Origin of the sequence: Bacillus sp. AL-1R (genome assembly GCF_052180195.1) — a bacterium.
Lineage (GTDB): Bacteria > Bacillota > Bacilli > Bacillales > Bacillaceae_G > Gottfriedia.
In genome coordinates, this window is record NZ_CP197469.1 from 3,277,504 (window position 1) to 3,291,595 (window position 14,092).

The 14,092-nt window shown below is 32.1% G+C and carries 18 protein-coding genes; 7 read left to right on the forward strand and 11 right to left on the reverse strand.

Annotation, left to right across the window (positions count from 1 at the left end; all coding sequences use genetic code 11):
- Nucleotides 1-5: 5 nt before the first annotated feature.
- On the reverse strand, nucleotides 6-623 hold the full coding sequence (locus tag ACSBO6_RS15720) for a helix-hairpin-helix domain-containing protein (RefSeq protein ID WP_098846361.1): 618 nt from the start codon (nucleotides 621-623) through the stop codon (nucleotides 6-8).
- Nucleotides 624-712: 89 nt separating this feature from the next.
- On the opposite strand from ACSBO6_RS15720, the gene comER reads away from it, so the two are divergent.
- On the forward strand, nucleotides 713-1,528 hold the full coding sequence (gene comER / locus ACSBO6_RS15725) for a late competence protein ComER (RefSeq protein ID WP_498843660.1): 816 nt from the start codon (nucleotides 713-715) through the stop codon (nucleotides 1,526-1,528).
- A 117-nt stretch (nucleotides 1,529-1,645) separates the two neighbouring features.
- On the opposite strand, the gene ACSBO6_RS15730 is transcribed toward comER, so the two are convergent.
- The 7 genes from ACSBO6_RS15730 to ACSBO6_RS15760 are packed head-to-tail and all read right to left on the reverse strand — an operon-like array spanning nucleotide 1,646 to nucleotide 6,131.
- Nucleotides 1,646-2,389: a class I SAM-dependent DNA methyltransferase gene (locus tag ACSBO6_RS15730; RefSeq protein WP_098846363.1), complete on the reverse strand. Its 744-nt coding sequence runs from the start codon at nucleotides 2,387-2,389 to the stop codon at nucleotides 1,646-1,648.
- On the reverse strand, nucleotides 2,386-2,742 hold the full coding sequence (gene rsfS, locus ACSBO6_RS15735) for a ribosome silencing factor (RefSeq protein ID WP_098846364.1): 357 nt from the start codon (nucleotides 2,740-2,742) through the stop codon (nucleotides 2,386-2,388). The genes ACSBO6_RS15730 and rsfS overlap by 4 nt, the downstream gene beginning before the upstream one ends.
- Nucleotides 2,743-2,747: 5 nt before the next feature.
- Nucleotides 2,748-3,323: a bis(5'-nucleosyl)-tetraphosphatase (symmetrical) YqeK gene (gene yqeK / locus ACSBO6_RS15740; RefSeq protein WP_498843661.1), complete on the reverse strand. Its 576-nt coding sequence runs from the start codon at nucleotides 3,321-3,323 to the stop codon at nucleotides 2,748-2,750.
- 37 nt (nucleotides 3,324-3,360) lie between these two features.
- A complete protein-coding gene (gene yhbY / locus ACSBO6_RS15745; RefSeq protein ID WP_098846366.1) occupies nucleotides 3,361-3,651 on the reverse strand; it encodes a ribosome assembly RNA-binding protein YhbY in 291 nt (96 codons plus the stop codon).
- On the reverse strand, nucleotides 3,645-4,481 hold the full coding sequence (gene aroE / locus ACSBO6_RS15750) for a shikimate dehydrogenase (protein WP_098846367.1): 837 nt from the start codon (nucleotides 4,479-4,481) through the stop codon (nucleotides 3,645-3,647). Before aroE ends, yhbY begins: the two co-directional genes overlap by 7 nt.
- Before the next feature lie 22 nt (nucleotides 4,482-4,503).
- On the reverse strand, nucleotides 4,504-5,613 hold the full coding sequence (gene yqeH / locus ACSBO6_RS15755; protein ID WP_098846368.1) for a ribosome biogenesis GTPase YqeH: 1,110 nt from the start codon (nucleotides 5,611-5,613) through the stop codon (nucleotides 4,504-4,506).
- Nucleotides 5,610-6,131, reverse strand: coding sequence for a YqeG family HAD IIIA-type phosphatase (locus tag ACSBO6_RS15760; RefSeq protein WP_098846369.1), 522 nt, complete (start codon nucleotides 6,129-6,131; stop codon nucleotides 5,610-5,612). The genes yqeH and ACSBO6_RS15760 overlap by 4 nt, the downstream gene beginning before the upstream one ends.
- Before the next feature lie 258 nt (nucleotides 6,132-6,389).
- Here ACSBO6_RS15760 and ACSBO6_RS15765 point away from each other — a divergent pair, with 258 nt between their 5' ends.
- A complete protein-coding gene (locus tag ACSBO6_RS15765) occupies nucleotides 6,390-6,530 on the forward strand; it encodes a sporulation histidine kinase inhibitor Sda (RefSeq protein ID WP_069035227.1) in 141 nt (46 codons plus the stop codon).
- A 128-nt stretch (nucleotides 6,531-6,658) separates the two neighbouring features.
- Here the strand turns inward: ACSBO6_RS15765 and ACSBO6_RS15770 are convergent, their stop codons facing one another.
- The gene (locus tag ACSBO6_RS15770; RefSeq protein WP_098846370.1) at nucleotides 6,659-7,438 is read right to left on the reverse strand and encodes a phosphatidylserine decarboxylase; all 780 of its coding nucleotides are present in this window, start codon (nucleotides 7,436-7,438) and stop codon (nucleotides 6,659-6,661) included.
- A 291-nt stretch (nucleotides 7,439-7,729) separates the two neighbouring features.
- On the opposite strand from ACSBO6_RS15770, the gene ACSBO6_RS15775 reads away from it, so the two are divergent.
- The 5 genes from ACSBO6_RS15775 (at nucleotide 7,730) to ACSBO6_RS15795 (ending at nucleotide 11,466) form a co-directional block, all read left to right on the forward strand.
- Nucleotides 7,730-8,347, forward strand: coding sequence for a GTP pyrophosphokinase (locus tag ACSBO6_RS15775; RefSeq protein WP_498843662.1), 618 nt, complete (start codon nucleotides 7,730-7,732; stop codon nucleotides 8,345-8,347).
- 839 nt (nucleotides 8,348-9,186) lie between these two features.
- Nucleotides 9,187-9,948 (forward strand): CPBP family intramembrane glutamic endopeptidase, encoded by a 762-nt coding sequence (locus ACSBO6_RS15780; RefSeq protein ID WP_098846372.1) that lies wholly within the window; start codon nucleotides 9,187-9,189, stop codon nucleotides 9,946-9,948.
- Between the two features lie 52 nt (nucleotides 9,949-10,000).
- Complete coding sequence (gene crcB / locus ACSBO6_RS15785; RefSeq protein WP_098846373.1) at nucleotides 10,001-10,390, forward strand: fluoride efflux transporter CrcB; 390 nt, start codon at nucleotides 10,001-10,003, stop codon at nucleotides 10,388-10,390.
- On the forward strand, nucleotides 10,387-10,746 hold the full coding sequence (gene crcB, locus ACSBO6_RS15790) for a fluoride efflux transporter CrcB (RefSeq protein WP_286138329.1): 360 nt from the start codon (nucleotides 10,387-10,389) through the stop codon (nucleotides 10,744-10,746). Before crcB (ACSBO6_RS15785) ends, crcB (ACSBO6_RS15790) begins: the two co-directional genes overlap by 4 nt.
- 174 nt (nucleotides 10,747-10,920) lie before the next feature.
- Nucleotides 10,921-11,466, forward strand: coding sequence for a GNAT family N-acetyltransferase (locus ACSBO6_RS15795; protein WP_098846374.1), 546 nt, complete (start codon nucleotides 10,921-10,923; stop codon nucleotides 11,464-11,466).
- Nucleotides 11,467-11,531: 65 nt separating this feature from the next.
- Here ACSBO6_RS15795 and ACSBO6_RS15800 read toward each other — a convergent pair whose 3' ends face one another.
- Nucleotides 11,532-12,764, reverse strand: a complete 1,233-nt coding sequence (locus ACSBO6_RS15800) for an aminopeptidase (protein ID WP_098846375.1) — start codon at nucleotides 12,762-12,764, stop codon at nucleotides 11,532-11,534.
- A gap of 220 nt (nucleotides 12,765-12,984) precedes the next feature.
- Nucleotides 12,985-14,085, reverse strand: coding sequence for a prephenate dehydrogenase (locus tag ACSBO6_RS15805; protein ID WP_098846376.1), 1,101 nt, complete (start codon nucleotides 14,083-14,085; stop codon nucleotides 12,985-12,987).
- Between the last annotated feature and the right edge of the window lie 7 nt (nucleotides 14,086-14,092).

Consider the following 14,092-nt stretch of genomic DNA (forward strand, 5'->3'; position numbering starts at 1 on the left):
TGTATTTATCGAATGACAATAAACGGAGTCATTTTTTCAAGCGATTTTTTGCCGATTCCATTTACAGATTCTAATTGTTCTACTGAAGTAAATGGTCCGTTTTGATCAATATAATCTAAAATATTTTTTGCTTTTGATGGGCCTACACCAGGTATTTTTTCCAATTCTGATTGTGATGCATGGTTTATATCGATCATCTCATTTTGGTTCGTTCCATCTCCCGTATTTTTAATTATGGTTTGATCAGTTTCTTCTCCAATAAACGGTACATAAATGACCATCTCATCAAACGTTTTTTCAGCTAAATTAACCTTATTAACATCAGCTTTTTCTTTAAATCCTCCCGCTAATCTAATTACGTCAATCACACGTTCTCCTTCTTTGCATTGAAATACACCTGGTTTTTGTATTGCACCTTTTACATCAACCATGAATACTTTTGAATTCACTGGAACAATTTCTTCTTTTTTCTGATCATCATTTTTCTTTACTGTTTCTACTTTAGGCGATTGCTTTGCGAAAACTACTTCATTTTTACTTTTAATTTGATAAAAATTTACGACTAAAATCCCGACAATTACTACACAGATCCAAACCAATTTGTTATGAATTAACTTCTTCATTTATTTCCTCCATTTTAACTTATATCATTATTTTCGACCTTGCTTCATATAGTGTAGGAGAGAATGTATGCAAAGGAAGGGATGTACTCATGAACGTAGGAATCATAGGTACAGGAAATATGGGTACCATTTTGCTCAATGGATTAATAAAATCAAATGCAGTAAAGCCCTCCGAATTAACTATTACAAACCGGTCAATGTATAAAGCTTATGAGCTAAAAAATATATATCCTGATTTAAATGTTGTTGAGACTGCTAAAGAAGTAATTACCGCTTCAGAAATTGTATTAGTTTGCGTAAAACCTTTAGAAATGCAACCACTTTTATCATCTTTACAAAAACATTTCACTAAAAAACATTGTGTTATATCAATCACTAGTCCAATTAAAGTTGAACAAATTGAAGCGATCTTACCTTGTCAAGTTGCACGCGTTATTCCAAGCATTACGAATCAAGCGTTGAGTGGGGTAACTTTAGTTAATTTCGGGAATCGTTGTACTGCCAAATGTAAGGAGCAAATAATCGAACTTTTTTCGAATATCTCTAAACCGGTCATGATTACAGAAGATATCACAAGAGTTTCATCAGATATCGCAAGCTGTGGGCCCGCTTTTTTTAGTTACTTGCTTCAAAAGTTTATTGATGCGGCTGTTTGTCAAACCTCAATTTCGAAGGAGCAAGCAACAATCTTGGCAGAAGAAATGATTATTGGTTTTGGAAAACTAATTGAACAAAAACATTTTACGCTTGAAACCCTTCAAGAAAAGGTATGTGTAAAAGGCGGAATTACTGGAGAAGGTATTAAAGTATTAGAGGCCCGGGTAGGAGATTTATTCGAAGAAATTTTTGAAAAAACACATGATAAGTTTGATAAGGAAATTGAGCGTGTAAAGGAACAATTTTGATTCTTAAAAATGATTATACAGCTTTATTGTATTCGTAACAAAAATGCAAAAATTAATTTTGTTGGCCTTATAAAGTAAAAAACCCTTTAAGAAAAGGAATTTTCATTAAAGGGTTTTTTATTTTTTCATTGCTATAAAAAAGATTCGTTCAGAAGTATCCTCTACATCTTCATCGAAATCTGCTATGATTTCTTTCACTTCAAATCCAGTTTGATTTAACAAAGATTTATACGTATTTATTGGAAATGTTCTTTGATTGTGATACTCTTCAAAGCGTTCATATAAATCACGATTTTCCTCTTTCATAAAGAAAACTAAATCATGTTCGACACTTAATGGGTATTCTCCTTGCGTACAAGACCAAACTAAGCTTAACTCTGCATCATCAATAAAAAATGTCTCTTCACCAAAGATTTCTTCAATTTTATAAGGTGAATGTACATCAAATAAAAACAAGCCATTATCTTTTAAGCTTTCATTTACTTTTTTAAAGGTTTGTTTTACTTGATCTTCTGTTTCTAAATAGTTAAGTGAATCACAGAAAATTGTTACACAATCTAATTGGTCAAATCCTTCTAATTCCACCATATTTTGTTGAAAAAAAGGAATATTAACTTTTTCTAATTCTGCTTTTGCCATTGCGACACTTAACATTTCCTCAGATAAATCTACCCCACTAATTGAATAATTCAATTTTGCTAATAAGATGGGTAATGTACCTGTTCCACACCCTATATCTAAAATTTGAGGCTGAAGCATTTCATATTTTTGAAATACATTTTTTAGGAATTGAACCCATTTTTCATAAGGGACATCATTCATTAACTGATCATACAAATACGCGAAGCGATTGTATGTCATGAAAGAAGCTCTCCATAAACATCAAGAGAAGGAGCATCTCCCCATAACTTTTCTAGGTTATAATAGCTTCTTTCGTCACGATGGAAAATATGAACGACAACGTCACCGATGTCGACTAAAACCCAACGAGCTTCGTCAAAGCCTTCTAAACGTTTAACATCTTTACCATTTTTTTGAGCTTGATCTTTCACTTCTCTTGCAATAGCCTGAACTTGCTTATCTGAATTACCGTGACAAATAATGAAATAATCTGCAATTGCAGAGATTCCTTTCATATCTAATACGACTAAATCTTCTGCTTTTTTATCGTCAGCAGCATTTACAGCTAGCATCATTAATTCTTTTTCATTCATTCCTTTTATTCCCCCTGGCTTTTAACTTGTTTTAATATAGAGTTATATGTTTTAACCGTTAATGGGTAAACTGTTTGTTCTTTATTAATCAAAAATGTAATTGTATTTTTTAGTGCAAATAATAAAGCTTGATCCAAATCTTGATTCGCTAATTCCCGAGCTTGCTCTACACCTGGAAAACTACGATTAGGTTCAATATAATCTGCTACATATATTACTTTATCTAATAAATTCATGTCTTCATGACCACTTGTATGATATGTGATTGCTTGTAATATCTCTTGATCATCAATTCCATATTCATGTTCAGTAAGAAATGCACCAACAGGAGCATGCCATAATTCTTTATTGTACTTCAAAAGATTTAATGAAAGCTTATTGTCTTCCATAATTGATTTTAATTCTTTAATCGGCATGCATTTTGCGACATCATGGAAAATTGCAGCTAGTTCTGCTTTTTTTACATCCGCACCGTACTTTTCGGCTAGTCTAACTGCAGTTTCCATCACACCAATAGTATGTGTAAAACGCCCGTTCGTTAGTTTTTCTTTTACAAATGTAAGTGCTTTTTGTTTATCCATTAATCCGCTTCTCCTCTAATTAACGGTATTTAACATATTAAGGTAATACGATTGTTTTATTTTCTTCAGACTCTTTATATAAAACAATTGTATGTCCAATTACTTGTACAAGTTCAGCGTTTGTTCCTTCAACTAACTGATCTGCTACATCGTAACGATCATCATCGCAATTTTGAAGTATACTTACTTTTAAAAGTTCCCTTACTTCAAGCGCTTCTGAAATTTGTTTAACCATATTTTCATTAACTCCACCTTTTCCTACTTGAAAAATAGGGTTCAAGTGATGAGCTTTCGAACGTAAAAATCTTTTTTGTTTACCTGTTAACATTTTGTTCCTCCAAGTTTTCTTTCTAATAATGAGTAAGCATCAATCGTATTTGGAAAAATTCCCGTCCACTCTTGAAATGCTAATGCTCCTTGATAAATAAACATCGGTAATCCGTTTTGTATTGTCGCATTTCTTTCTTCAGCTTCTTTTAAAAATACTGTTTTAAATGGACTATAAATAAGATCCGATACAATTGCATCTGGTAATAAATTAGTTAGTGCTAACGGCGTGCTATTTTCATTTGGTTTCATTCCAACAGAAGTTGTTTGAATGATAAGAGAAAATTGACCTAAATGTTCTTCAGCATCTGAAATTGACATAATATTAACTTCATTCATCAGCTTACCATCTAGAAGAGCCTCTGCTTTTTCTAACGTTCGGTTGGTGACTGTAATACGCTTAACACCCAAGTGAAGTAAGCTATAAAGAATCGCTCTCGCTGCACCACCTGCACCGATAATCAATATCTTTTCTTCTTCAATCGGATTTTTCAAAACATAGGATAATCCTCTACAATACCCGATACCATCAGTATTTTTACCATACAGTTTTCCATTTTTATTGATAACTGTATTTACAGCTCCAATTGCTTTTGCTAGTGGATCAATTTCATCTAAGTACTGCATAATTTCTACTTTTAGTGGTGCTGTAACATTAAATCCTTTTACAGTTGAACGAAATTCTGTCATAACTGATTTTAATTCTGCTATCCCAACTTCTTTTGCTAAATAGTGACCCGAGATATGATTAGAGTCAAACCATTCATTATGCATAGTTGGAGACATTGAATGACCAATCGGTTGACCGATTACATAGTATTGGTCTTTCATTCCTCTCGCCCCCAAATTATTCTTATATAATAGAATTACGAAGAGTTACAGCTACACCTTTTGGTACATAAGCAACAATTTTAGCACCAGGTTCATTCACTGTGATCCAACCTAACCCTGAATAAACTATATCAGTTTTAGCATCTTTTATCATAAATTCATGCTTCACTAATTTCGGAAGCTCATTTATTTGTTCACCATATGGTGGAACTAATAATTCCCCAGCTTGTCTTTCATATAAATCATCAGCATTTTCTTGTTTAGTACGATGAATTGTTAATTCGTTTGAGAAGTGGCAAGTAAAAGAACGTCTTCCACCCTCTAAATAATCAAAACGAGCTAACCCACCAAAGAATAATGTTTGCCCCTCATTTAATTGATAAACCATAGGCTTAATTTCTTTTTTCGGTGTAATAATCTTTAAACCTTTTTTATCAACGAAATGAGCCATTTGATGATGATTAATAATACCTGGAGTATCGATTAGATCACTCTCGTCATCAAGTGGGATTTGAATCATATCAAGTGTTGTTCCTGGAAAATGCGAAGTAGTAATAATATTACTATTTTCTTCACTATAACGTTTAATCATCGTATTAATAAAGGTTGATTTACCAACATTAGTACAACCTACTACGTATACATCCTTACCTTCACGATGCTTCTCAATACTTTCAGCTAATTCATCTATGCCAGTGCCTTTGACTGCACTAATTAAATGAACACCTGCAGGTTTTAATCCCCAACGTTTTGCAGTTCCGCTCATCCATTGAGTCAGCTTATTTTTCTTAACTGACTTTGGTATTAAATCCGCCTTATTTCCAACTAATAATATTTTATTGTTTCCAACGAATCGATTAATCCCATTTAACCAACTGCCTGAAAAATCAAAAATATCTACTACTTTTATAACAAGACAGTCCTTAGAACCAATCCCATTTAAGATACGAATAAAGTCAGAATCAGTCAACTCGACATCTTGAATCTCATTATAGTTTTTTAGACGGAAACAGCGTTGACAAATAATCTCTTCTTTTTCTAATGAAGATGGTGGTGCATATCCAAGTTTGTCTTTATCCTCTGTTTGAATTTCAACTCCACAACCAATACATCTTACTACTGTAGTACTCACTTTTTATCCTCCCATTGTAGTAATCCTTGCTTCCTTAAAGATGAAAGAATTCTACGTTCTACCATTCGATTAAATCTTGTCCAAATTCCATCTGTACTTGCAACTGGAACAACTAAAATAGTATGAATTCCTTGACGATTGCCTCCAAATACGTCTGTCAGCAATTGATCTCCTATCATCACGACTTCATTTGGCTTTAAATTCATTTGTTTATAAGCCTTTTTATATGATGTTGCTAGTGGTTTACGTGCACGGTGAATGAATGGAATGCCAAGTGGATCACAAAACTTTCCAACACGCTCAGCATTGTTATTCGATACAACTGTAATTTTAATCCCTGCATCGTCCATGCTTTTGAACCATTTCGTTAGCTCTGGAGTAGCTAATGGACGGTCCCATTCTACTAACGTATTATCTAAATCAGTAATGATCCCTTTTATTCCTAAGCTTTTTAAATGCTCAGGCGTAATTGCATAAACATTATTAACAGTCTCACTCGGTAAAAATTTATTAAACATTATTACACCTCAATATATTCTTAAAATCGTTCGACAAATAACTACAATCATTCTAACTGTGGATAAATCTATACACATTATCCTTTGTCCAAGAGCCTGCCTTTTTAGAATATATAAACAAATTACCCACAACTTATCCACCTATTTCTGTGGATAAACGAACGATTGTTCTATTTTTAAAAATTTGATACATTAAGTTTACGAAGAAATTCAAAAACTTTTCTCACTCGGAGGTGAATGCCCAACCGGGCAAAAATTATGTACAAATTAAATGATGAGTTGTTACTTGAGTCTTACAAAAAAGCTCTAGGTTTACAGCTTGATCCTGCCTTCATTTATTTAATTGAAAAAGAAATTAAACGAAGAGGTCTAGATTATTATATAAAAAAAACATCTTAAACATTTTTATTATTTTCAATATGCGCAAATAATACAAGTGAAATTAAAATACAAGCACTCTTTACAATAACAGAAAAAGAACCATCTTTCTATACGATGGCTCCCATTTCGTGAAAAAAAGTGCATACTTAGTGTAATTTACCTAGATTTTGACCAACTCTGATTGCTTGGCCAGATTTAAGGTTCAAATTTGGTGTAAAACTATTCGCTTCAAAAAGTAAAACAACTGTAGAACCGAAAGAAAAATACCCTACTTCTTCACCTTTTTTCAAACGCTTTTCTTTATTAGTTACTACGATTGTGTTAACAAACATAGCACCAACTTTTATCATTGCAACATGTTTATTGTTTTCAGAGCATAACACTTCTGAAATAACTCGATAATTTTTTGAAAGTGGATCTTTACCATACGTTAATCCTGCTTTATTAACGGGATAAGATTTAGCACCTAACTCGAATTGTGATACAATTTCGCCTTCGATTGGGCTATGTATACGATGATAATGGCTAGGACTTAAATACAATACCATATAATAGCCTTCATCATATTTATTTGCCATCTCCTTAGAACCTAACATCTCAATAATGCTATATGTCTTTCCTTTTACGACAAATTTAATATCCATTTCAATTTTCCCACATGACTCTAACACACCGTCTACCGGACAAGCTAATTCACTTTCACCAGCATGAATCGGTCTAGCATTTTGCTTTAATTCTCTAGTAAACAAGGCATGTAAAGTAGGAAATACAGTCTCTTTACTCTCATCCATATTTAAATTAAACGCTTTAATATAAGGAGTAATAAACACTTTACTAAATCGAGAAGTAGCAAGCTTACGTAAAAGACTAGAAGTAAAACGATTATTCGTCAACTCTATAAACAAACGATAAAAACTCTGTTTCATCAATGTACTCCTAACTAAAATTATATATATAAATTTATAACATATAATACCAAAACTAACAAAACCCTAAATGAACTAATTGATGCTACAATACTTAAAATAATGTGCACTCTCTACATCTTTGAACCCTTGCCTAATTCCTACAACCGCTCCTTTATTATTCTATTTTTCCAACAACTTGAAAAAATCCCAGTACTTTACTTGACTGACACTAACTATTCACCAAGATTTCACACTGAGTTCACATTAAGCTGGTAATATACTGATGTAATATACATTAGGAGGTTGCCTATGTTGAAAGATCAAAGCTTAGGTGAATGGACTAACACACTTTTAATATATAAATTTGCGTTAGATGAAATCAATACTAAAATTAGAATTTTAAATGAAGAATTTACTTTAACTCACAATCATAATCCAATTGAACACGTAAAATCACGCTTAAAAAAACCAGAAAGTATAATAGAAAAGCTTGAGCGAAAAGGATTAGAACTAACACAATATAATCTGGAACATTATATCAGTGATATAGCTGGAGTTCGTATTAGTTGTTCATTTATTAGTGATATTTATATGATTTATGAACTATTAAAACAACAAGACGATATTTATATAATAGAAATAAAAGATTATATTAAAAATCCAAAACCAAATGGCTATAAAAGCTTTCATATGATTATAGAAATTCCAATTTTCCTAGCTTCTGAAACAAAAAGAGTAAAAGTGGAAATTCAAATTAGAACGGTTGCGATGGATTTCTGGGCAAGCCTTGAACATAAGATTTTTTACAAATACAATAAAAAGGTCCCAAAAGCAATTATCGAAAGCTTAAATGAAGCATCCGCAACAGTAAATTCATTAGACTATAAAATGGAAATGATTAGAGATCAAGTAGAACAGTTGAATTAATCTTGGCAGGAGTTTGGAATAGAACTTGGAAGATAATAACTTTTCTCTTCCCTACCCTGCTAATCGAAAATTAAATTAAAATTTAAGAAAACAAGGTATATGAACATACCTTGTTTTTGGAGTGTTGAAGAATGAGCTTGTCAACTACGCTAATTTTTAGTTGATTTGCACTAAAACCTGTCATGAGTAAGGAACTTTCTAATTTATGCTGGTTTACTTCCTCATGAACCTGTTATGAGGAAGTATCTTTCTAATTTTAGCTGATTTACTTCCTCATGAACCTGTTATGAGGAAGTATCTTTCTAATTTTTGCTGGTTTACTTCTTCATGAACCTGTTATGAGGAAGTATCTTTCTAATTTTCGCTGGTTTACTTCCTCATGAACCTGTTATGAGGAAGTATCTTTCTAATTTTTGCTGGTTTACTTCCGCATGAACCTGTTATGAGGAAGTATCTTTCTAATTTTTGCTGGTTTACTTCCTCATGAACCTGTTATGAGGAAGTATCTTTCTAATTTTCGCTGATTTACTTCCTCATGAACCTGTTATGAGGAAGTATCTTTCTAATTTTTGCTTAAATAATATAGTACTTAGACTTTTGTCGTTCTATATTGACAATGTTTTATTTCAATAGCCTTAAAACAAGGTATATGAACATACCTTGTTTTTACTTTAATTAGATTAAGTACAATTTCAACTATCATATAATCTACTCAATCTTTCATATATTTTAAAATATAGATTCTTTCACTTTAAATTTAAGATAAAATAGGATATGTTAGTATAAATGTAAATTCGAAAGTTTATGAACAGATAGGTCAAAAAAATGGAGGAGCCGATTTGGATAATGAATTAAACTATAATACAATCATTCCAGAAAATATTCCGAATGAACGTAAATCCGCCTTAAAAACCCTTGGCTACTATTTTTTAATTTTTATAGTTGGTTTGAACTTACTAATCTTAATTGCCTCAATATGGGGTATGATTTTTGTTAGTGTTGCGGATATAAATCTTACTGAAAAACAATTTGATAATCTTTTAAATACAGTATCAATCTATTCAGATTCAATTTTTGGTGTCCTCAGTTTAATATGGCTTTATTATTATACAAAGAAAAAAGGACTACTAACTTTAAGACGAATAAATATAACTGTGATTGACGTTGTAATCATTTTAGGAGCATATGTCGTTCTGATCGCTTCTTCACAACTTCTTGATGTTATTTTCCAACATTTCAATTATTCAATTGCTACTCCAGATAATCAAAAAGCAGTGGAAGACTTATTGCGGACTAATCCAGTCCTTATGATTATCTCTGCGGTTATTCTTGCACCAATTAAAGAAGAATGGATTACACGTAAGTTAATAATTGGTTCGATTTTTAAAAACGCTCCGATTATTGGATTAATTGTAAGTTCCTTTGGGTTTGGTTTATTGCATATGCTTGCTGGTTTTTCAATCTATGCATTACTATCTTATTCTTTAGCAGGTTTGATTTTTGGTATAATCTATATCAAAACAAAAAAAATCGAAGTTACGATATTTGCTCATTTTTTAAATAACTTAGTTTCAATTATTGCTTTTTATATTGTAAACTAACAAAAAACGCTCCTAGGGGCGTTTTTATAATGTACTTATTTTGAGGTGTATGATGAATTATTTATTTATTTTAATCGGAGGGTTTTTTGGAGCCATTCTTCGTTACATAATAGGTCTTTTGGTCCATCCACTTTCAAATGGATTTCCAATTCAAACATTTTTAATTAATATCATTGGATGCTTTTTTTTAGGTTTCTTTTTACCGATGGCTAAAGTGAATTTAAAACCTGAATATACTTTACTAATCGGAACAGGATTTACTGGAGCATTCACTACATTCTCAACATTTTCACTTGAAAATGTTGCTTTAATAAACGAAAAAAAATTACTGATCAGTTTAATCTATCTAATCTCAAGTTTAGTAATAGGAATCAGTTTCTCATATCTTGGCTTTAAAGCAGCTAATAAATTCAATAAACTAAAAGGAGAAACCTCATCATGATTGTTATTGTTGGACTAGGTGGGGGAATCGGAGCCGTTTTTCGTTATGCCCTTGGAAACTATGTAAATAAAAGAGCTAAAACAAATTTTCCTTTTGGCACATTCGTTATCAACATACTCGGTTCGTTTATTTTAGGTTTAATAAACCATTTATATCTCGATAAATCGATTTCTACTACATTGTGGCTCTTTATTGGAGTTGGAATATTAGGTGGGTTTACAACCTTTTCAACATTTGGTTACGAAGCGATTCTATTATTACTTGCAAAAAAGTATAAAGCTGCATTATCTTATATCATTTTATCTACTATTATTAGTATTTGTGGTGCATATATCGGTTTTCATATTTTTAGATAAACGTAAACCTCTATTTGTTTTATGTATAAGACGATGAAGTGATTCTAAATTGAACCTATACCAAATACGGATCTACTTAATATTCCATTTGTTTTAAAGCACTTATAGATTAAAATTAAATCATACGAAATTTATTTAAAGCTAAAAAAATCAATTTTTTTGAGAGGTGACAAGATGAATTTAACTTATGAAGTGATTGACGAGGATCAAATTGGATTATGTAGAGATTTATGTAATGAGTTAATGATTTTTCAGAAAGCAAAAGCAAAGATTAAACCTGAGTTATTTAATAGTATGAATTTCGAAACACGTATGGTTCCTTCAGTAAAAAAAGCTATACATAATTATATTGTTATCGTGAAAGATGAAGATCAAATCGTTGGTTACGTTTATTCAAATATTTCTCCAAAAGAAGTTTACTCAAGTGAATTTGCAACTTTTTTTGACCTCTCAACGGTCCATAAAAAGAATGTCGGATGTCTATCTCAATTTTACATTAAGGAAGACTATAGAAAATATGGAGTAGGCTCTGTACTATTCAAAATGTCGATGAACTGGCTAAAGCAATTTGATGATGTAGAAGATTATTTTATTTATGTTTCTAATGGAAATGAAGAAGCTTTAGAATTTTATGAACGTAAGGGATTCTCTGTTAGTCATACAATATTAGATGGTTTTATAACCGTTTTAAGAAGTAACGATCAATTTCAAACAATTTAAGAAATGTATAAAATAAAGGGTTGTCTCAAAAATCTTTCGAGACAACCCTTCTATTTTAATTACGATTAAAATGCCCAGTTACCATTTCTCATAATTGGTTCAACTGTACCATCTTCTTTAATTCCATCGATATTTAATTCTGCTGATCCGATCATGAAATCAACGTGAGTTAAGCTTTGGTTGATTCCTAATTTCGCTTGCTCTTCTGTAGGTAATTTTTCTCCATCCTTCATATTATTTGGATATGCTTTCCCTAATGCTAAGTGGCAAGAAGCATTTTCATCATATAATGTGTTGAAGAAAATTAAACCTGTATTTGAAATTGGTGAATCATGTGGTACTAATGCTACTTCACCTAAACGGCGAGCACCTTCATCAGTATCTAATAAATGTTGTAAAGTATCGTAACCTTTTTCAGCTGTGAAATCGACAACTTTACCATCTTTAAATGTTAAAGAGAAATTCTCAATTAAATTACCACCGTAATTTAATGGTAAAGTCGCTTTAACAGTACCATTTACACCATGGCTATGTGGCATTGAGAAAACTTCTTCAGTTGGAATATTTGGATTAAACCATTTTCCATCTTCACTGTTCGCTCCGCCACCTTTCCATACATGATTATCGACTAAATCTAGTTTCAAATCAGTACCAGGTGCTGTGTAATGTAATGTTTTGTAGCGTTTGTCATTTAATTGAACAACTTTTTCTTGTAAGAAATCGTTATGTTTAACCCAAGCTTCAACTGGATTTTCATTATCTACTCGGCAAATTTTAAATACTGAGTCCCAAAGTAATTCCATCGCTTTATCAATTGGTTCATTCGGATAAACTTTTTCAGCCCATTCAACACATGGAATTGCTACGATTGACCAACGAATTCGATCAGCCATCATGTATTCACGATAATTATGTAGTGCTTGGCTAGCTGTTTTATTAAAAGTTGCAATACGCTTTGGATCGATCCCTTTTAATAATTCTGGGTTTGGTGAAATGACTGATAAAACAGCTCCTCCATTTTCAGCTAATTCCTCCAATTGTGTTACTTTCCAGCCTGGGAATTCTCCAAAAACTTCTTCAGGAGCAAGTTCATATTTAGTACGAGTAATTACATCATCGTTCCAATCGATGTTTACATTTTTCGCTCCAGCTTCGTAAGCAAATTTTACAACTTTACGAACGAACTCTACAGCTCCGATTGGTGCATTTATTTGTAATGTTTGTCCTGGTACGATATTAACACCGCTTTTTACCGCAAGTTCGGCATATTTTTCTAATGATTTTTCAAACTGAGACATTGATATCCCTCCATGTTTAACGATTTATAAACCTAACCTACTAAATTATAATACAAAGTTCAGAAAATTGGTACATAAAAGAGACTGACTATTCATTTTTATTTGAAATGTCAGAGAGGCTTTGGCAACCTTGCGAAGTACTTGATCACTTTTATGCCTCATTAACCAAAAAAAAGCACCTTCACAAAGTGCTTTTAGTGTGTAAATTAATCTGAAATTTTTATGAAACGATATATGTCTCATAACCATTGACATTTAAGAATTTTTCAGCTTTCTCTCTGTCATTTTCTGTTTGAAGGCTTATTCTTAGTACACCAGGTAACCCTTCACGTGATTCAATGATCCTTAGATTTGTTATGCTTACTTGGTGAATCGATAAGATTGTCGTGATGTTTGCAAGCTCACCGACTCGATCTAAAACGTCTACATACAAATCAAAATATCTCGGGATGGCGCCATTTGCTTTTGCTGGCATGTTATCTCTAAAATCTTTTGAATCCTTGAAGTAGTGATAGATCTCTTCTTTATCCTGGTTTTGAACAAGCTGATACATTTGTTTCATATCGTCAATCCAATTCGAAATTAACGAAAGTAATGTATCCTTATTTTGAATTACGATATCAGTCCACATTTTCGGACTGCTTGATGCAATCCTAGTAATATCTCTAAACCCACCGGCAGCTAGGGCTGTTACTAAAGGCTCATCCTCCGAGTAAGATTTAACTTGCTTTACAAGATTGGAAGCAATTAAATGTGGAAAATGACTTACAACTCCAGTAATATGATCATGTGTTTCTTCATCAATTACTACAAAATGTGAACCTGTTCCTTTAAGCCATTCTTTTAATTCATCAATTTGTTCATTTTGAGTATTTTCGCTTGGTGTCAAAATAAAATAGGCATTTTCAAATAAATGGCCTTTCGCACTCTCGATGCCGGTTTTATGAGAACCTGCCATTGGATGACCTCCGATAAAGCAATAGCCTTTATCTGTCAGCATCTTTGAATGCCTCATAATTTCACTTTTCGTACTACCTACATCAGTTAATATGACATCATTCTTTAGTTCATATTCACTTAACATATGTATATATTTTATTGACTCTTCTACGGGACATGAAAAAATGATTAGATGAGCCTTCTCGGCACAGTCTTTAAGCTGTACCGAGATTTCATCTAAAACTTGAATTCTTTTACCAATTTCAAGTTGTTTTTCGTTTATATCATATCCAATTATATTAACATCATGAACTTTTTTTATTGCCAAGGCAATTGAGCCTCCAATTAATCCTGTACCAATTAAAAGGACGTTCTTTTTCAAGGCATTC